The organism is Vibrio inusitatus, assembly GCA_024346935.1.
GTDB lineage: Bacteria > Pseudomonadota > Gammaproteobacteria > Enterobacterales > Vibrionaceae > Vibrio > Vibrio inusitatus.
The window spans coordinates 642,286-661,751 of record AP024879.1 but is presented as its reverse complement, the minus strand read 5'-3'; the positions used below and the strand labels follow the sequence as shown (position 1 = coordinate 661,751).

Genomic DNA, 19,466 nt, shown 5'->3' with positions numbered 1-19,466 from the left:
GCAGTTCGCGATCAATGTTGATTTAGAATAAGTTTTCTACGCCAACGTGTTCATATTTGATTATTTTAGAACAATAAAATCAATCTGGTTTTGGGCAGTTAGGCTTTTGCCCTGTGAATTTGGGTACCGTTGCCGCTTTTGCTGTTAGGTCTTTGATTCTCGTATCGTGAGACGGGTGGGTCGAAAGCAGTTCTGGTGGTTGATTACCTCCTGATGCTTTTGCCATGTTTTTCCATAAATCAACACTTTGATACGGGTCAAAACCCGCTTTAGCCATCAACTCTAACCCAACAATGTCCGCTTCGCTTTCTTGAGTTCTTCCGTAGGGTAGCATCACGCCGTATTGAACACCTACGCCCATCAAAGCCATTATTTCGTTTCTATAGTCTTGGTTGGCTAGGGCAATATTGCTTAACTGCATACCAGTATTAGCAAGTTGGGCATGTGACATACGCTCATTACTGTGTTCTGCCAGTACATGGGCGATTTCATGTCCTATGACCGTAGCGAGTTGGTCTTGATTCACTGCAACGTTAAGCAAGCCGGTATATACACCAATTTTGCCACCTGGTAGCGCAAAGGCGTTAACCTGTTCACTATCAAATATAACGACTTCCCACTGGGTGAAGCTGCCTTGAATGGGGACATACTCCAAAATGGCATTGGTGACACATTGGACGTAAGTATTGGTTTTAGTATCTTTACTAATGGTCAGTTCTGTTTTCATTTCTTCAAAAGACTGACTGCCGAGATCTGACATTTGGTTGTCTGAAAATAAAATCACCTGATTGCGCCCTGTTGGAGAGGTGGCGCAAGCGGTAACGATAGCGACAGATGCCAATGAGAGTACTAGTGTTTTTAGTCGCATAGAAGGGGTCCTTTTCTATCTTTGCGCTAACCCTTAACCTTGGTTTAGTACAAGTGTGGTTGATGCCATAAGATTTTCCATAAAACAGGAAAAATTAAACACTAAAGTGTTTAAAAAGAATAAGATAACAGAACGTAGCAAAAACAAAGGAAAAGACATCGATGACGATATGGAAACGCGACATCAGTCTAGAATCTCTCAATGCCCAATCAAAAAATACGCTAATTGAGCACTTAGGTATTGTTTATACAGAGGTTTCTGATAATTCATTAACCGCGACCATGCCCGTAGGACCTAATACACACCAACCATTTGGTCTATTGCATGGCGGGGCTTCTGTAGTTTTGGCCGAGTCGCTGGGCTCTTATGCTGCGTATCACTGTTGTGAGGGTGACAGACATTGTGTCGGCCTTGAAATCAATGCGAATCATCTTAAAGCGGTACGCAGTGGTATTGTTACTGGCATCGCTACCCCCATCCACTTGGGCGGGACCACACACATTTGGTCCATTGAGATTCGTGATGATAGAGGGAACTTGGTGTGTATTTCTCGTCATACAGTGATGGTTCGAAATGCGGTTAAGAAGGCAAAGGTATGACTCTAGATTTTGAATTAGGGAAGATTATTGTGAATGCCCACGAGATCATGATTCGATTGGACGGTGATCATCGTCTGACTTTTCAAGCTCAAACAGATGCTGTTCAACTGATGGGGCCGGTATTGGTGATTTTAGATGCGCAAAGCCGTTTTTCTATTAAGCTTCCCTCTGAAATCATTGAAGAAATTTCGCAAGTTACTGGAATTCCGATAACGTAAAACTCTCTCACTTCATGCTAAAATGAGGAAACTGATACATTTTCTAAGAATTGGAATTTCCTCTTTATGAGTAGCCCGCGACTTCGAACACAGTTTGAAACCCTATTTGAGCATTTTAAAGGCGAAGATAGCGAAACGCGTATAGAAGACATTACTGAGATTTTGTTTTGTACGAGACGAAACGCCCGTATCGTACTGAATAAGCTCAGTGAAGAAGGGTGGATTGAGTGGCATCCTTCGGCTGGACGAGGGAAGCAATCTCAGCTTATCTTTAAGCAGAACCGACAAGATGTTGGCGAGAGTCTGGCAAAACGTTACCTTGAAGAAGGGCGTATTGGGCAGGCACTGCAAGTTCTCAATCAAGATGCCAACCGCCTAACCCAAGTAATTCAAGATTACCTAGGTGTACAACATAGACAAGGCCAGCAAGTTCTTAGTCTGCCCTATTATCGTCAGCTCTCGATGTTAAACCCGAGAAAGCCTCATCGACGTTCAGAGCAAAACATCATCCATCAAGTCTTTAGCGGTCTCACGCAACTGGATGAAAATGACAAGCTAACTCAAGATCTTGCTCATTCATGGGATGATGTTGAAGGAAGCCATTGGCGCTTTTATCTTAGAGCTAAGGTTCGTTTTCATAATGGTCAGTTGCTTGAAACTGAACATGTGGTTGAGCACTTGAAGTCGTTAGCGAATTTACCGCTGTTCACTCATATTCAAAAGGTAACCACGCCATCCCCTTTGGTTATCGACATAGAACTTAGCCGACCTGATTATCATTTTGATGTGTTGCTTGCTGAAACGGTTGCCAAGGTACTCCCTTATAATAGTGACGAAATCGAAGATTTCGATCGCCTTCCCAGTGGAACAGGGCCTTATCGAGTTTCTGTGAATGATGACAAGAGATTGATCCTTGAAGCATTTGATAACTATTTTGGATATAGACCCTTGGTTGATCGGGTTGAGGTGTGGGTAATTGATGAAATTCACTCAAGTATTGTTTATCCAAGTTTGTCTCAACCGAATATGCCAACACAACGCACGGATGACGACGTCGCTCTAGACCCAGGCTGTACCTACATTTCAGTAAATCAACGCAGTGGACTTGGTCGCGATGAGCTGTGGCAAGAGTACTTCGCTTCTAGGCTCACCAGTTTTAATCTGTTTGCCCAACTTTCAGAAGAATCTATCGTTGAACTTGGTTTGCTTCCGGCACATGGTCTCAAACCCGGTTGGTACCATAGCAAGCCGCAAAGGCAATTGGCGCCCCCTCAGATAGAGACGGTCAGTATTGCATACCATAGCGATCACCCAGTATTTCCAACGTTATCTAAGGCTATAGCATCGCTACTTAAGCAAGATGGATTGGCGGTTCAGTTTATACGCTATGATCATGTTCCTGATGATATTGATTCGATAGATATTTGGATCAAACCTATGGGACTGGGAACGCATAGGGACGATACTTTGCTAGGTTGGCTTCTGGATTACAGTAACCTGGATCACTTAAGTACTGACAATCAATTGGAGTATATTCATCAAGTGGTTCAAGAATGGCAAGGTCAGCAAAATACAAGATTTCCAGCAAGGGAACTTGGTCGCTATCTAGTGGAAAATCACTTGATAGTACCTATGTTTCATTGCTGGCTAGGAGTGAGTAAAGATCATTGTGGTGCGCTGCAAAATGCGAAGTGCAATGCATTGGGTTGGTTCGACTTTTCTAAGGTTTGGGTTAAATTAAATCAACCTAACGAGATTCAACGAGTGTAGTTATTTGATACTCAATGTAGCGCTTCATTCATAAGTCGAGTGAATGAATCAACTAAAGCTCGCTATATACATATAAATGCCGATTTACCACACAATATGTTCCATCTTTTGTGTGGCAAATTGAGTAGCATTTGATATGAAAAAACTTCGAGCAACCCTGTTAGTAGGTGTACTTAGCACCGCGTTTACTCTTCCTGTTAATGCCCATGGATTGGTTTATGATCAAGGACAATATGACTCTAATCAGTTCAGCGAAGACATAGTGTATTGTGAAGGACTTGGGTTACAAGCGCCTCAAGAGGAGGCTGATAACGTTGTGCAAGAAACGGCTAAACGTGGTGCTCGAGGCGCAACTGCGGGAGCGGTAGCAGGAAGTGTATCAGGAAACTCAGGTTCAGACGCAGCTAAAACCGGTGCTGCTATAGGTATGACCCTAGGCATACTTGGCAACAGAGGCAAACGTAATGCAGTAGAAGCAAGCAATCAGGAGGCATACTCTGAGGTGGTGCGTAACTGTATGTCGGGTAGAGGTTACGTTGCTCTAAATTAATCGTCCAACTTATCCCAAATCACTACATGTAATGGCAATCCGCCAAACTCGTTTGTCTATAAAAGATGAATGAAGCACAGACTCCTAGGTATCTCTTGTTATGAAAAAATCAGTTACTTTTCGTTTAATTGCGTTAGCTTTAACTTTGTTTACGGGTACGCAAGCAATGGCGCTTACTGTTAATCCACCTCCGACTACAGAAACATTTATCCAACAAGCTCGATGTGGTGGATACGCAGCATTTTTGGCAAAAGAGGCTAATATTCCTCAATACCAAGACAGGATGTTTAAGCATATTGAACAGGCGGCTATGACTACATTGGCATTAAACCCGGATCTTACTGAGGGGGAGGCCGTTGTAACGGCGGCATCGGAAGCCGCTCGTCAATTAGGCTGGGAGCAAGCAAACGCCTTTCATTCAGGCAATATGCAAACCCACCAAAAGATGATCATGAGTCAATACATTGAGCAATGTAGCTAATCTTGAATAAGCAGAACGCACTGTTTATACCGTGCGAAAGTTGGCATAATTTATGATCAAAACTATGAAGAACAGCTAAGACAAATGCCTTTTTGGTCACTGCGCGGTGGTAGTGACCAATGAGAAGGACATGAGTGTTCAATAAATGGATTAGCTAACACCGCAAGCCACGTGTCTAAAATATCAAATTGTCCATTTTCAACCTGCTGAATGGTTTCTTGCGCTAGATGAGTACGCAAAATGTATTTAGGGTTGACTCCTTGCATCGCCTTTTGGCGTTCATGATCATTTTGGTAATCCAGTAAAATACGTTTCTCGTAATCCCTAAGCCAGGTCGTAAATTCAGGCTTGTTCAACGAATTATTTAGCTCGGCATCGCTCCAGTTATTCGGACCAGTCTCAGATAAAATCCTTAGCGTAAAATGAAAATCCAGCCCCAACTTTTCCATCAAGTCCAAACAAGAATTGATAAGCTCAGGGTCATTTTCTCGTTCAGTCGTGAATCCAAAACGTGCACGCATCAATCGTCGATATTCGGCTTGAATATGCGACGAGTACGCTTGCAAAGAGGCTTCTATTTGCTTGCTATCAATCAATGACGATAGCGCATAACCTAGCGCCGATAGATTCCATTGACCAATTCCTGGTTGCTGGTGGAATGCATAGCGTCCGCTGTAATCACTATGATTACAGATGTGTTTTGATAAATACGTATCGAGGAAGGCAAACGGACCATAGTCGAAAGTGAGGCCCAATATTGACATGTTATCCGTGTTCATTACGCCGTGACAAAAGCCGTAAACTTGCCAGTGAGCGATCATGGTTGCTGTGCTCTTTGTGACCTGTTGGAAAAACGCAGCGTATTTATCATTAAGGTCTTCGAGTTCGGGCATATGCCAATGAATGATGTAATCTGCTAACGCTTGTATTTCGGTGTGCTGCCCGCTGTAAAAGAGGTATTCAAAGTGACCAAAACGAACATGACTCGGAGCGACACGTAGTAGCGTCGCCGCCGATTCGATGTTTTCTCGTTGTACTGGTGTTTTAGCCCCTGAGAGTGCCAAGGCTTGGGTGGTAGGTATGCCCAGTCCATCCATAGCTGCACTCACTAGATACTCTCTTACACTTGAACGAATAACCGCTCGTCCATCTGCACCTCGGGAGTAGGGTGTCTGGCCACTCCCTTTTAGATGAAGGTCCCATTTGTTACCTGTGTCATCGACAAATTCCGTGAGCAAAAGTCCTCTACCGTCACCAAGATCTGGGTTGTACTGCCCAAATTGATGACCCGTGTACTTCATCGCAATGGGTGACCAAGAGTCAAGGATACCTTGTCCAGAGAGAAGTTGTGTAAGTACCTCATTGTCAGCAGACTTAATATCAATTCCTAGCTTTGTTGCGAGTCGATGGTTGGTATGGATGAGGTAGGGGGCGTGAAGGGGTGTCGGATCGACTCTGCTAGAGAGTGAAGAGCCAAGATCGGCGTATGTATGATGGTAATTTAGCTGATCTAAGCTTTTCATAAATAGGTTTAACCTTACGTTTTGAGATGAGCGGCTACATCTGTGACAATGTCACTAAATGTTGTGTGTAATCGTGTTTAGGTGCATTAAATACTTGTTCTGTTTTCCCGTATTCAATGACTTGTCCAGCTTTGAGTACCATAGTGTCATGACAAACAGAGCGAACTACGTTGAGGTCATGACTGATAAAAAGATAGGTTAGGCCATACTTGCGTTGAAGTTGCTTGAGTAGGTCGAGCACTTGCGCTTGTACTGTACGATCGAGTGAGGAAGTGGGTTCATCAAGTAGGATAAACTCAGGCTTCAGGATCAATGCCCTTGCAATGGCTATTCGCTGTCGTTGTCCCCCAGAAAATTCATTGGGATATCGATGGCGAGTTTCTTGGTCAAGGTCAACTTCTTGCATTACACGACATATTTCAGCGTCAATTTCATAGTCCGTTAGGTTTTGATGGACTAATAACCCTTCGCCAATGATCTGTGCTACTGACATTCTCGGATTCAAAGCTGAGAAAGGGTCTTGAAATACCACCTGCATTCGACTTCTAAGAGGCAACATCTGTTTTCGATCAAGCGAGGAAAGCTCTTTGGTATCAAACACAATGCTGCCATTACTATCAACTAATCGCAGGATGGCCATGCCAGTTGTTGATTTACCTGAGCCACTCTCACCCACTAAACCTAGTGTGTGACCTTTCTTGAGGGTGAAGTTAACACCTGTTACAGCTTTAGTGTGGTCAACGACCCGCTTAAATATTCCACCTGTAATCGGGAACCAAACCTTGAGATCGTGCGCCTCAACTAGGTTCGTATTGGTTTCAGGAGCTTCTACCGGAGAACCGGAAGGATCTGCATCAATTAGCATCTTAGTGTAAGGATGCTTAGGGTCGCTAAACAGAGATTGGCATTCACCGGTTTCTACTATCTGGCCTTCTTTCATTACGCAAACGCGATTGGCAATGCGTTTAACAATACTTAAATCATGAGTGATGAAAAGCATTGCCATGCCCAGTTCTTGTTGGAGATCTTTTAACAGGTCGAGTATTTGTGCTTGAACAGACACGTCTAATGCGGTTGTTGGCTCATCGGCAATCAGGAGTTCGGGCTCATTGATAAGGGCTAGAGCAATCATCACACGCTGTCTTTCTCCGCCACTGAGTTCATGAGGGTAGGCATTGATCTTCTGCTCGGGGTTACGAATGCCTACTTTATTAAGCCACGTTAGGGCAAGAGTCTTAGCCTTATTGGCACGAAGACCGCGATGTATTTCAACAGTCTCGACCAGTTGACGACCAATTTTATGAAGAGGATTTAGAGATACCATTGGCTCTTGAAAAATCATACCAATTCGAGCACCCCGCACGCCACGCATTCGACGCTCCGATAGCGTTAGCAGTTCTTCTTTATCAAAATGTATGGTGCCAGTTTGATAAACGGTACTCGCTTTAGGTAGTAGACGTAAAATAGCATTAGCGGTCACAGATTTACCTGAGCCACTTTCACCGACTAAGGCGAGCGTTTCGCCTTTATTGACGGACAAGCTCACATTGTGTGTCACCGTTCTGGGGTGGGTCTTTCCCCCGAAGGCAACAGAGAGGTTTTCAATGTGGAGTAATGCTTGAGTCATGTCGTTCCTTGTTGATTGAGTTTGCTACTTTTGTAGGTCTTGTTCGACATCGATTGCGCAAACGATGTCGTTTATTTTAAAGATCGGTATGTTTTCTAGGCTGTTTTGCGCTATGTATCTCATTTTCTCAAATAAAATGTAGCCCATTAAACTAAATTAATATATCTTATTTGTAGTATTTAAATACAATATTCGACTTTCGAATACTTTGTCTCATACCCCCCTAAATTGACTCAGGAGGCTAAAATGCCAAAAGAAATCTACAAATCAGCTTACAGCCTCGCAAAAGAGGCGGAATTGCATCTTCAATTGGCGCAAAAATGTTTACGCTCTCTAGATGCGACGGTTAACGATGCGCTTCAGCAAGCAACTTCTATGGTTGACGCTATTGCCGGTCAAAACGAATCTAGCCTATCGGCTACAACTGACCTTGCTAACGAACTGAAACAGTCTATCGAACGTCTTAAGCTTTCAGAGCAAACGAGCTAAGAAGCAATTTAGTTTATTACCCAGTTTTGTTGAAGAGGCGTTTTACGCCTCTTTTTTATATCCTACGCTTGCGCGTGAGGGTCAAATGCGTCTCTTACCGCCTCTCCGATAAATACCAATAAACTCAACATTATCGATAAAACGATAAATGCAGAAAAACCGAGCCATGGTGCTTGAAGGTTAGCCTTACCTTGAGCTAGCAGCTCACCAAGAGATGGTGATCCGCTAGGCAAACCAAATCCTAAGAAGTCCAGTGACGTTAGTGTGGTTACTGATCCAGATAGAATAAACGGAATCATAGTCAGAGTTGCTACCATAGCGTTTGGCAGCATATGCCTGCTAATGATTCGTTTATCGCTTACGCCCAATGCGTGAGCTGCCTTTACATAATCAAAGTTACGGCATCGCAAAAATTCTGCGCGCACCACACCCACTAAACTCATCCAGCTAAATAGCACCATAATACCCAGTAGCCACCAAAAGCTCGGTTCTACAAAACTCGATAAGATAATAAGCAAGAACAGGGTAGGCATTCCTGACCAAACTTCGATGAATCGTTGACCTATAAGATCAAGCTTGCCACCGTAATAGCCCTGAGTTGCACCGACAACAACACCAATAATGCTACTGACAATGGTCAATACAAAACCAAATAAGACGGATATACGGAACCCATAAATAATACGAGCAAGCACATCTCTTCCTCTATCGTCGGTGCCTAACCAATTAATTGAATCAGGTGCAGAGGGTGCAGGACCTGGTAGATCGTAATTAATGGTGTCATAACTAAACCGGATGATTGGCCAAACCATGTAGCCTTTTTCATTAATAAGGTCTTGTACATAAGGGTCGGTGTAATCCGCTTCGGCAGCAAATTCACCGCCAAATTCAATTTCAGAGTATTGCTGTGCAATGGGAAAGTACCAACCATCGTCAAAGCTGACAAAGAGAGGCTTATCATTGGCAACGAGTTCAGCAAATAAACTGACCGTAAACAAAAGAGTAAAAATCCAGAGAGACCAGAAGCCGCGTTTATTTGCTGTAAAGCGCTGAATGCGCAGTTTAAGTAATGGGTTCATCTATCTGGCCTCAAAGTCGATGCGTGGATCGACCCACGAATAGGTGAGATCAGAAATGATACTCAACAATAAACCGAGTAAGGTCATGATATATAAGGAACTAAATACCACAGGGTAGTCTCGTTGAATCGTGGACTCAAAGCCGAGAAGTCCAATTCCCTCGAGTGAGAACATCACCTCAATCAACATAGAACCGGTGAAGAAGATGCTGATAAAAGCACTTGGAAATCCAGCAATAATAATTAACATTGCATTGCGAAATACGTGCTTGTAGAGAATACTACTTTCATCCAGTCCTTTAGCTCTGGCCGTAACAACATATTGCTTGTTAATTTCATCAAGAAAAGAGTTCTTGGTTAACATGGTTAGTGTAGCAAAGCCGCCAATGACCATAGCAAGGGTAGGTAGGGTAAGATGCCAGAAGTAATCGATAATTTTCTGGTACCAGTTAAGCTGTTCAAAGTCAGATGAAACTAAGCCTCGCAAAGGGAACCAGTCGAGGTAGTTACCACTAGAAAAAACAATAATAAGCAGTATCGCAAATAAAAATCCTGGTATGGCATAGCCCACAATGACTAAAGCACTGGTCCAAATATCAAACCGAGAACCATGATGAATCGCTTTTACTATTCCTAAAGGTATGGAGATTAGGTAAATAATCAAAGTGCTCCAAAGCCCTAGAGAGATAGACACTGGTAAGCGTTCGACAATGAGATCGATGACATCGCCTCCCTTGAATAAGCTTTCACCAAAATCAAAGGTAATGTAATTTTTTAGCATTTCAAAATAGCGTACATGGATTGGTTTATCGAAACCAAACTGTTTTTTGATCGCTTCAATTACCTCGGGATCCATACCCCTTGAACCACGATAACCCGTAGTTTGTGCATCGGTATTAGCGGCGCTGAGTTCGACTTCTTGCCCACCACCGGTAAAACGTTCCATTACACCCGAGTCTAGGCCCTCCATTTGAGCAATAGCTTGCTCCACTGGACCGCCAGGAGCTATCTGGATGACAAAGAAATTGATGGTGATGATCGCCCACAGGGTGGGGATGACCAGCAACAGGCGTCTTATTATATAAGCTGACATAACTCTCTATGTTTGAATGGATAAACAGGGCTAGGCCCTAAAATTTTCTAGCTTGTAGCTTGTAGCTTGTAGCTTGTAGCTTGTAGCTTGTAGCTTGTAGCTTGTAGCTTGTAGCTTGTAGCTTGTAGCTTGTAGCTTGTAGCTTGTAGCTTGTAGCTTGTAGCTTGTAGCTTGCAACTCGAAGCTATAACAACACTTATCTTCGTTTTGCAGGTAGCTTGCTTGCCTTTTCGGTATCTATCCACCAAGTATCTAATCCAAGGTCGTACTCTGGACGAATCTCTGGTCGGGTAAACTTATCCCAAGTCGCGACCCGAAATGCACCCGTATGCCAGGCTGGAATGGCGTAGAAGTTCCAAGTCAGTACGCGATCTAGGGCAGGGCCCAAGGCTTTTAGTTTCTCTGGATCTTGCTGGTGGGTATCGATTTCTTCAGTGAGGTAGTCGATTGCTTTGTTTCGCACACCCGCTTGGTTGTAAGTGCTATCGATAAAGTTGCTGTTCCATGCAATTTTAAGGTTAGTGCTTGGATACGCATTGGCTGAATAGGATGAGAAGATCATGTCGTAATCACGCTCATGCCAGCGTTTTAAATACTGGGTAGTGTCTACAGTACGAACTTTCATATTGATGCCAATATTACTCAGATTCTTTTTCAACGGATCTGCAATACGTTCTGTTGTTGGACTGTACACCATTAATTCAAATTCAAACGGTTTGCCCGTTTTGCTGTTGGTGAGTACGCCGTTCTTTGTTTCCCATCCCGCTTCTTTAAGCAATTTAATCGCCGTACGCATTTGTGTGCGGATTCTACCCGAAGCATCACTTTTTGGTGGTGCGTATGAATCACCAAACACACGCTCTGGTACTTGATCTTTTATAGGCTCTAGTACCTCAAGCTCTGCTTTACTCGGTTTACCGCTAGCTTGGTAATCGGTATTTTGGAAGTAACTACTGGTGCGAGCGTACTGGTGGTAGAACATGTTCTTATTCATCCACTCGAAATCCAATGCGTAGGTGAGGGCTTCACGTACTTTCGGGTCTTGGAAGATGTCGCTTTCGGTATTGTAGATAAAGCCTTGCATGCTCTGAGGAATTTGGTGGGCGATCTCTTCTTTGATTATGTAGCCTTTATCAAAATTAGTGCCAGTGTAAGAGGTGGCCCAAAATTTAGCGGTACCTTCTTGTCTTAGATCGTATTCGCCCGCTTTAAATGCTTCAAGCATCACGGTGTCATCGCGATAGTAATCATACTGGATAGTATCGAAGTTATTCCTACCAATATTAACCGGTAATGATTCTGCCCAATAATCCGTAACTCGAGCATAGGTAATGCTTTGTCCAGACTTAAAAGAATCTATTTTGTAAGGACCACTTCCAACAGGAGGCTGAGAGAGAGGTTGACTGAGATCTTTGCCCTTCCAGAAGTGTTCAGGAAGAACGGCCATACCTTGTACTAATGCGAATAGAACGTCTCTATCGGGTTCTGCCATTTCGATTCGCGCTGTTTTGTCGCTTATGGCTTTAACGGATTTAATTTTCTTAAAGTACGTTTTGTATTGAGGCACGCCTTGGTCGAGAAACTTTTGAAAAGTAAATTCAACGTCTTTAGCGGTGATAGGTACGCCATCTTGAAACTTGGCGTTTGGGTTGATATCGACTTCCATCCAAGAAAAGTCGTCTTCGTAACGTACTTTCTCTGCAATCAGAGGGTAGGAGGTATTGATTTCATCGGTGGGAGAGAACATCAAGGTGTCATAAATCTCCCCTGTCATAGCGCCAGGTTTACCGCGAGATCCATAACGGTTAAAGCTATCGTAAGTGCCAATAGCGCCATAAGTGACATGACCGCCTTTAGGTGCTGACGGATTAACGTAATCTAGATGTTCAAAACCAGAAGTGTGTTTGGCGTCGCCAAATCCTGATAAATACGTAGATTCGATCACCTGTGCGTGAAGCCATGGTGAGCAAAGAATAGCGCTTGTGAGAAGCGTCCTTTTAAGCATGTGACTCTCCGTTTCCCTGTCGAAATATTGGCCGAGTGTGTAGTTGATGCGGCCAATGTGCTCTTGCTAAACATTCTATTATCTTAGCTAAAACAAAGCTAAGTATTTCAATAATAGTGATAAATCTTGGTTTTATTTTGAGTGTTTGCTCAGAAGTTAGTTCCATTTAACGGAATGACTGGCGCTATTTTGTACATATTGTTGAAGGAAAAGAGACATGGTGCTAAATCAAGATAAATGGAATGGCAGTGTGGGATTTTTAAGTTATATACTAGATGTATCTTATTGATTATGAGAAATGATTTTGCAAAGTCAGCAGCAACTAGATGAAATACTAAGTGGTGAACTGCTTAAAGAATTTAAAACTGTGCACGCAATGATAAAAATATATTGCCGCAAGCATCATGGAGTGTTGCATGGCTTATGTGGAGAGTGTGACGAATTAAGCCAATATGCTAAGACAAAGCTAGATCGTTGTGTATTTGGGCAGAATAAACCAACCTGTAATCGTTGTCCGGTTCACTGCTATCGACCAGAACCGAAAGAGACTATGGGCGCCGTGATGCGCTTTTCTGGGCCTAGAATGTTACTTAAACATCCACTACTAGCCATTCGTCACTTGCGTCATGAAAAGAAACAGGTGCCTGAGGTGCCGAAAACAAACGTCTCTAATCGACATCTCAGGAAGCAACTAAAAAGCGGAAAGTCATAAGCTTTCCGCTGTCAAAGCTAGGTATTATTATTGGCGTTGCTACTGCGTTGCGGGCGACGTCTTGGTCTTGGTTTAGCGCCATCGCGAGTCGTTGCTGCAGGTTTGTTTTGTTGATTGCCTTTGGATTCACTGTCTTGACCAGATCCGCGCCTTGTCGAATGACGTTTGTTCTTGTTGGCAGGTTTATGACCTTGAGCATTTTCAGCCGAACGTTGGCCATCCTTGTGTTCAACTCGCGGCTTTTTAGGCTTTTTAGCCTTAATAGGGCGTGTATCGAGCTTTGATTCAGGGATAGCGTTGACTGGCTTGAAGCCTTCCATTTCATGACGCTCTAGCACCTTGCCGATCAGTCTCTCGATCGCAAATAACTCTTTTGTCTCATCAGCGCACACCAAAGAGTAAGCCTTACCTGTTTCACCCGCACGACCAGTACGACCAATACGGTGAACATAATCTTCAGACACATGAGGTAAATCAAAGTTTACTACCTGAGGAAGCTGAGGGATATCAAGGCCACGTGCCGCTATATCGGTTGCAACTAATACGCGGATCTTACCGGTTTTGAATTCTTCTAGTGCTTTAGTACGAGCACCTTGACTTTTGTTCCCGTGAATTGGTAGGGCTGATATCTTTTCCCCTTCAAGGAAACGAGCGAGACGATTTGCGCCATGTTTCGTTTTACTAAACACCAACACTTGCTGCCAATTACCTTGTTTAATAAGGTTCGCGAGAATGGCTGATTTTTGGCGTTTATCGGATACGTAAACGCTCTGCTCGACAAGTTGAGTGGTGGAGTTAGGTGGATTTACGGATACTTCTACTGGATTATTCACTAAGCCGCGAGCCAGTTCTCTGATATCTGGAGAGAAAGTAGCAGAAAACAATAGGTTCTGACGCTGCTTTGGTAACAGATTGAGAATGCGTTTAATATCACGGAAGAAGCCCATATCTAGCATGCGATCGGCTTCATCGAGTACGAGTACTTCTAACTCAGAAAACTTCACTGCATTTTGGCTATGCAAATCTAATAAGCGACCAGGTGTAGCAACCAATACATCGCAACCCTTACGAAGGTTTAGCATCTGAGGGTTGATTTTAACGCCACCAAAAACAACGGTAGAGGTCGTTTCTAGGTGTGCACCGTATTTTACTACACTGTCATGAACCTGCGCTGCAAGCTCGCGTGTTGGCGTTAGTACAAGCGCGCGAACATGGTTTCCTTTTGGTCTTGGCCCAGAACTCAGTCTCTCAAGCAGTGGCAAGGTAAAACCTGCTGTTTTACCTGTACCTGTTTGAGCTGCGGCCATAACGTCCTTGCCTTCGATAATGGCAGGGATGGCTTTTTCTTGAATAGGAGAAGCCTTTGTATAGCCCAATTCGTTGATAGCACGAAGGATCGGGGCTGATAGACCAAGGGAGTCAAAACTCATAGATGTTCTCGATGTGAAAGTAGTGAAGGCGGATTTGCCTGCAAATAAGCTAGTAGGAGCGTAGTTGAATAATGTGAAAAACGCTCACCTTCTTAGGAAGGGGCGCCATTTTGCTTTCTTTTGTGAGATACATCAATAAGAATATACAGACCTTGGCAAAACAAGGCGTTACGCTCTGCTGATCTTTCGAGTTTGTTTATGTGCCGACTTGTTGGATATTCATACAAGACAGTCGCTTTTAGGTGTGGTGGCTGCGTATGAAAAGTGACTAACGCACTAGAAATTCCAAGCAAAATTTAATATCAAAAGGTCAACAAGTCTTAGATGCTTCCATTAATTTATCACCCTATCTATTCAGATCTGCCCCTTCCAGAAGGGCACCGTTACCCGATCATGAAATATAAGCTGCTGTATGACGCAGTGAATATTGAGATTCAGCAAAGAGAATTTGACCTAAAGCACGTGTGCTTTTTCCTACCACGACCGATGCCTATAGACGTCATAGCACAGTGCCATGACTCAGATTATATAAATCAGCTCGCTACTGGCGATTTGCCTGCACCTAAAATGCGTCGAATAGGTTTTCCTTGGAGCGAGCAGTTAATTAAAAGAACACTTACCTCGACATCAGGCACTGTGATAACGGCGCAGAAAGCCATTGAAGAGGGAATTGCGATACATCTTAGCGGTGGATACCACCATGCACATGCAAACTATGGTAGTGGTTTCTGCTTATTTAACGACTTGGTGGTTGCGGCTAATGAAGCGCTTAAGCATGTTGATGTGGACTCAGTCATGATCATAGATAGCGATGTGCATCAAGGGGATGGCACTGCCACTTTATGTGCTGAAAATCCGGATATTACCACCGTATCATTTCATTGTGACAAGAACTTCCCTGCACGAAAGCCTAACTCTGATATTGATGTGGCCTTGGCGAAAGGAACGACTGGCGAAGAGTTTTTAGCTTCGTTTACTTCAGTGGTGGAAATGGCGGTGAATCTCTATCGCCCCGATCTCATCTTATATGATGCAGGTGTGGATATTCACGAAGGAGATGAACTAGGATTTCTTGCGGTAAGTACAGAGGCTATCTATCAAAGAGATCGATTTATGCTTGAGTTCGCGACACAACGCAATATCCCTATCGCTGCCGTAGTGGGTGGCGGTTACCGCAGTAATCATCGAGATCTTGTGCCTATTCATATGCAGCTTTTTAAGGCTGCATTTGATCTATTATGAGTAAGCTTAGTTAGAATGATGATGGTCGGTTTGATTGGGAGCTGGTATCAATACAGCGATAACTGCGACGACGATGCTAGAGCCAATCAGGTCTTCTGGACGATGCATACCCAGCCACAACCTGCTAAAGCCGACCGCGAGACCCCAAGTGAAAACAATGCCTAGCATTATGTATTGCTTTCTTTTCAGGAATAAACCACCGAAAAAGAATACACACAGAGCAACAAATACAGTGTGACCAGATGGAAAAGAGTAGTCTGTTTCCCCTTGCCAGTGAATCGTTCTCCAGTGAGACACCTTTTTTGATGCGTTGTCTATTACGGTATTTTGAGTCGGAAGGTCGAGCGCGTAAAAGCTACTCGGTGAATCAACGAGATGTAATTGAGTTAATGCATCTGTATACGGGCGAGGGCTTTGTGTTATCTCTTTCATTGCTGTTTTTGCAGCAAATGAGAGCACTAATAGGACACCTAACTGAGTCATCAGCAAAAAGAATTGCTTCTTGTTAGTTGTACGAAATGCGGTGATGGCGACAAAGAAAGCCAAAGTAATAAGAAAACCTTGGGAACCTGCAGAGTAGGTGAGATAGGTAAGGATGGTCCCGACAGAGTTTGTTGCAGGGCTGAGCAAGTCGATATTTGGTATAACGCTCGATAATAGGCCTATCGCAAACAAGAATCCGCTTAAAGTGAGAAGTCCGGCTCCATTATTTTTCCAGTATTGCATTTGCATTGTCTAGCTTCGCTCTTATCTAATGGGCCGATATTGTAGCGCGCTTGAGCTAGACGTCATAAAACTGAAACTTATATTGCGTTTACTTGCTTGATAGTTGAGCAATTTTATATACAAACGTAAAATTTAACTCGCTAAATCAACGCTTTGACGACTGATTGCCACAAGTCGGTTGTCTTCACTCCAGATGTTTGCCTCTACGTGGGCATAACCTCCAGCCATCTTTCTTATGTCTGACTGATAGGCGAACCACTGTGTACCTAAATCTTCATGATTGGCTGCTGGAAATTCCAAATTCCACATCATGATCGTTCCTGAGTTTTGGCTGTTCAGTTCAGAGCACGAACCTCTCGGCCACGCATCGATAAGACAGATAAGGTGAGCTCCAGTCGTTCGTACTGGAGAGGTTTTCAACTTCATCCACCCGTGATTATGAGAGATATCTAAATTAGCATTGAGTTGAGGTGTTTTTACTACCGCGAAATCAACATGCTGAGTGTAGGAAGGGATGTCGTTGGTTGCGATACGAGTGTCATGAAGCTTTGGCAATTGTTTAAAAGAGGGTAGCAGTGGCGTTTGCTGAGGGTAATTCACTAATGAGGTTTTTAACGCTACATCTTGCCCAAAGCATGAGTGTTGAACCACTACGACTTCGTCATTTTGGACAATTCGCCCTGTCACTTTTGAGTGTTGGCTGTCTTCGTGTAGCAACTCTAATTCAAAAGTGAACGGCTGATCGATCAACAGTGAGCTAATAAAGTTTGTTTTAACGGAATAAAGGGGCCTGCCTAAAGTGGCAAGTGGAGAGGTGACGTGAAACAGCAGCGCCGCTGTTAACCCCCCAAATACGGCATCTCCCTGAGACCAGTGCTCTGGCACGACCATGCTGGTGTTGTTTAAAACGCACCGCTCGGCCATTTTTAAAAGCTCATCTATGTGCATGTATAACACCTATATGTTACATGGTTGTAACAATCAATATACTGGTCTAATCAGGTGAATCAATACACTATCTTGTGGAGTGTGACTTGAGTTGCGCAAATGTTAAAGACTTTGTTTTTCTTTGTAACATACAAAGAGATGAGAACAGAAGCCAATAAAGAGGTGAAGTGAAAGAAAACTTGACTCAAAAGAGGTTTCCCTCTTAGCTCTAGAGAGGTTTAATTCGACAATGAGAACTCGAGTTCATGTTAAAAAGATGGTTGCAAGGATGTGTTGTTGGTTTGGGACTGCTTCTTAGTGGTTGTGCTAGTTATAGTATTACCGAAAAAGAAATGACCGACTATTTACAGGATAATGTGAGTTTTGAGCAGTCAGTCGGCGTGGAGAATCTGCTCTATGCTCAAGTGTCAGTGGATGACCTAGAGGTAAGAATAGGGCGGGCAGATGTTGATCGAGTGTCTATTTTTGCTAGTACACTGGCAAAAATTCAAATGTGGGGAAATCCGAATCAAAACTTAGATCTAGACTTAGAATTTAGCGCAATCCCTGAATATGACGCGCAGAGCGGTGAGATTTTTTTAAAGTCGATACGCTTGGAGCAGTTTAACGAAAAGGGTGATCAACGCTTAGTCCCAGAGATAAAACAATTATTAAAGCCTGCAGTATCGATGATTGGTTATGGATTATCTCAGCAACCTGTTTACAAGTTAGATAGCAATGTCGTTCAAGAAGCTTTAATCAAATCCGCTGAGCCTAGCTTATCTATAAAGGACAATAAGTTGGTGATTGAACTGTTTGATTAGCTTTATTAATGGGTTATTAACAACAGCACCTTATTTTTACCAGGTACGTTTTGGATATTTGATGTCCATCTTTAATAAGGACTATACCTTTTCAATTTGGTTGAATTATACAAAACAGTATCAATTTATGAACGTGCATTGGCTTCAATGACTCAAAACTAGATCAGAGCTTCTCTATAGCTACTTCAATTGATATTTGCTTAAGAGTCGATAAAAAGTATTTCTAGAGATATTTAAATCACGAGCGGCGGCAGAGCGGTTATCTTTGTTTTTAGCGATTGCTGCCATTAATGTATTTCGTTCCGATAAGTCCCGTTGTTTTCGTAGGTCAGCATGATACATAGGTATTGTCTGATCCAAGTTGTCTGAAATATCCGCTAGCTCAAGATCATATGGTGTAATCTGTTTTCCCTCAGCATAAACACAGGCGCGCTTCAGTTTGTTAATTAACTCTCTTAGGTTTCCGGGCCAATGGTATTGATGAATGGCCCTTTTCGCCGCAGAGGATAATTCATAGTGATCCCTAGGGTCGATTTGATGCAAAAAGTGAGACGCAAGTGTATCAATTTCATTAATGCGACTTCGAAGAGGAGGTAGTTCAATAGAGAAAATATGCAGACGATGGTAGAGATCTTCTCGAAAATTACCATTATCAACAGCTTGCTCTAAGTTGGAATTGGTCGCGGCAATAATATGGGTGTTAATATGGATTGGTTTATCTCCACCTACGCGATAAAACTCACCTGTATCTAAAAAGTCGAGCAAATTTATTTGTAGTCCTAATGGCATATCACCAATTTCGTCTAGAAAAAGTGACCCGTTTTGAGCGGACTCAATGTAGCCTTTATGGCGTTGACAAGCTCCAGTAAAAGCCCCTTTTTCATGGCCAAATAATTGAGATTGAACAAGACTAGTTGCGAGGGCACCACAGTTCACAGCGACAAAATTGTCTAAAGGGCGTTTGGATAAATAATGTAACATTTTGGCGCAAACACTCTTACCTGTACCTGTCTCACCAGTAAATAAAACCACATCATTTACACCAGCCAGCTTTTTGAGGTGATGATGCACCTGAGCGGATAGTGTCCCGCCGCTTTCTACGGTGTTGCAACATTGAGAAATGCATTCTAGATTAATTTTATGGTGCATACAGAGATACCCTTCTACTTTGAAAATGAAGAGGAGGACATCAAAGTCGTTGATTTTCTTAGTGAAAGATTCAGCTCATTCCTTGTTTTCGCATCCATTAGATAAAAATATCAACTAGGCCGAAAATGGAACGGCTTTGAATTCCATTAAAAGAG

Annotated in this window: 19 protein-coding genes; 9 read left to right on the top strand and 10 right to left on the bottom strand. The window is 43.1% G+C overall.

Going from position 1 to position 19,466, the window contains the following annotated elements; all coding sequences use genetic code 11:
* Positions 1–79: 79 nt before the first annotated feature.
* Positions 80–868, bottom strand: coding sequence for a M48 family metallopeptidase (locus OCU48_RS16010; RefSeq protein ID WP_141346663.1), 789 nt, complete (start codon positions 866–868; stop codon positions 80–82).
* A gap of 161 nt (positions 869–1,029) precedes the next feature.
* Here OCU48_RS16010 and OCU48_RS16005 point away from each other — a divergent pair, with 161 nt between their 5' ends.
* The 5 genes from OCU48_RS16005 (at position 1,030) to OCU48_RS15985 (ending at position 4,486) form a co-directional block, all read left to right on the top strand.
* Positions 1,030–1,467 carry a hotdog fold thioesterase gene (locus tag OCU48_RS16005; protein ID WP_141346662.1) on the top strand — a complete coding sequence of 146 codons (438 nt, stop codon included), beginning with the start codon at positions 1,030–1,032 and terminating at the stop codon, positions 1,465–1,467.
* Entirely contained in the window at positions 1,464–1,685 is a 222-nt protein-coding gene (locus OCU48_RS16000; RefSeq protein ID WP_141346661.1) for a DUF3389 family protein, read from the top strand. Before OCU48_RS16005 ends, OCU48_RS16000 begins: the two co-directional genes overlap by 4 nt.
* 66 nt (positions 1,686–1,751) lie before the next feature.
* On the top strand, positions 1,752–3,455 hold the full coding sequence (locus tag OCU48_RS15995) for an SgrR family transcriptional regulator (RefSeq protein ID WP_141346660.1): 1,704 nt from the start codon (positions 1,752–1,754) through the stop codon (positions 3,453–3,455).
* A 136-nt stretch (positions 3,456–3,591) separates the two neighbouring features.
* Entirely contained in the window at positions 3,592–4,005 is a 414-nt protein-coding gene (locus tag OCU48_RS15990; protein WP_141346659.1) for a glycine zipper family protein, read from the top strand.
* 100 nt (positions 4,006–4,105) lie between these two features.
* Positions 4,106–4,486, top strand: a complete 381-nt coding sequence (locus tag OCU48_RS15985; protein WP_141346658.1) for a hypothetical protein — start codon at positions 4,106–4,108, stop codon at positions 4,484–4,486.
* Positions 4,487–4,548: 62 nt separating this feature from the next.
* Here the strand turns inward: OCU48_RS15985 and OCU48_RS15980 are convergent, their stop codons facing one another.
* Complete coding sequence (locus OCU48_RS15980) at positions 4,549–6,009, bottom strand: protein adenylyltransferase SelO (protein ID WP_141346657.1); 1,461 nt, start codon at positions 6,007–6,009, stop codon at positions 4,549–4,551.
* 34 nt (positions 6,010–6,043) lie between these two features.
* Positions 6,044–7,636, bottom strand: coding sequence for an ABC transporter ATP-binding protein (locus OCU48_RS15975; protein ID WP_141346656.1), 1,593 nt, complete (start codon positions 7,634–7,636; stop codon positions 6,044–6,046).
* A gap of 246 nt (positions 7,637–7,882) precedes the next feature.
* Between OCU48_RS15975 and OCU48_RS15970 the strand changes: the two genes are divergently transcribed.
* On the top strand, positions 7,883–8,125 hold the full coding sequence (locus tag OCU48_RS15970; protein ID WP_141346655.1) for a hypothetical protein: 243 nt from the start codon (positions 7,883–7,885) through the stop codon (positions 8,123–8,125).
* Positions 8,126–8,187: 62 nt separating this feature from the next.
* Here the strand turns inward: OCU48_RS15970 and OCU48_RS15965 are convergent, their stop codons facing one another.
* The 3 genes from OCU48_RS15965 to OCU48_RS15955 all read right to left on the bottom strand — a co-directional run bounded on the left by OCU48_RS15965 (position 8,188) and on the right by OCU48_RS15955 (position 12,301).
* Positions 8,188–9,204 (bottom strand): ABC transporter permease, encoded by a 1,017-nt coding sequence (locus OCU48_RS15965; RefSeq protein WP_141346654.1) that lies wholly within the window; start codon positions 9,202–9,204, stop codon positions 8,188–8,190.
* A complete protein-coding gene (locus OCU48_RS15960) occupies positions 9,205–10,296 on the bottom strand; it encodes a microcin C ABC transporter permease YejB (RefSeq protein WP_141346653.1) in 1,092 nt (363 codons plus the stop codon). It abuts the gene before it with no gap.
* A 196-nt stretch (positions 10,297–10,492) separates the two neighbouring features.
* On the bottom strand, positions 10,493–12,301 hold the full coding sequence (locus OCU48_RS15955) for an extracellular solute-binding protein (protein WP_141344805.1): 1,809 nt from the start codon (positions 12,299–12,301) through the stop codon (positions 10,493–10,495).
* A gap of 298 nt (positions 12,302–12,599) precedes the next feature.
* Between OCU48_RS15955 and OCU48_RS15950 the strand changes: the two genes are divergently transcribed.
* Positions 12,600–13,013 (top strand): nitrous oxide-stimulated promoter family protein, encoded by a 414-nt coding sequence (locus OCU48_RS15950; RefSeq protein WP_141344804.1) that lies wholly within the window; start codon positions 12,600–12,602, stop codon positions 13,011–13,013.
* A 17-nt stretch (positions 13,014–13,030) separates the two neighbouring features.
* Here OCU48_RS15950 and OCU48_RS15945 read toward each other — a convergent pair whose 3' ends face one another.
* Positions 13,031–14,443: a DEAD/DEAH box helicase gene (locus OCU48_RS15945; protein ID WP_141344803.1), complete on the bottom strand. Its 1,413-nt coding sequence runs from the start codon at positions 14,441–14,443 to the stop codon at positions 13,031–13,033.
* 324 nt (positions 14,444–14,767) lie between these two features.
* On the opposite strand from OCU48_RS15945, the gene OCU48_RS15940 reads away from it, so the two are divergent.
* Positions 14,768–15,685, top strand: a complete 918-nt coding sequence (locus OCU48_RS15940) for a histone deacetylase family protein (RefSeq protein WP_141344802.1) — start codon at positions 14,768–14,770, stop codon at positions 15,683–15,685.
* A 6-nt stretch (positions 15,686–15,691) separates the two neighbouring features.
* On the opposite strand, the gene OCU48_RS15935 is transcribed toward OCU48_RS15940, so the two are convergent.
* Positions 15,692–16,417, bottom strand: a complete 726-nt coding sequence (locus OCU48_RS15935; protein WP_141344801.1) for a phosphatase PAP2 family protein — start codon at positions 16,415–16,417, stop codon at positions 15,692–15,694.
* Positions 16,418–16,543: 126 nt separating this feature from the next.
* A complete protein-coding gene (locus tag OCU48_RS15930) occupies positions 16,544–17,359 on the bottom strand; it encodes an acyl-CoA thioesterase (RefSeq protein WP_141344800.1) in 816 nt (271 codons plus the stop codon).
* Between the two features lie 245 nt (positions 17,360–17,604).
* Between OCU48_RS15930 and OCU48_RS15925 the strand changes: the two genes are divergently transcribed.
* Positions 17,605–18,162: a YceB family lipoprotein gene (locus tag OCU48_RS15925; protein WP_141344799.1), complete on the top strand. Its 558-nt coding sequence runs from the start codon at positions 17,605–17,607 to the stop codon at positions 18,160–18,162.
* A 180-nt stretch (positions 18,163–18,342) separates the two neighbouring features.
* Here OCU48_RS15925 and OCU48_RS15920 read toward each other — a convergent pair whose 3' ends face one another.
* On the bottom strand, positions 18,343–19,311 hold the full coding sequence (locus OCU48_RS15920) for a sigma 54-interacting transcriptional regulator (protein WP_141344798.1): 969 nt from the start codon (positions 19,309–19,311) through the stop codon (positions 18,343–18,345).
* Between the last annotated feature and the right edge of the window lie 155 nt (positions 19,312–19,466).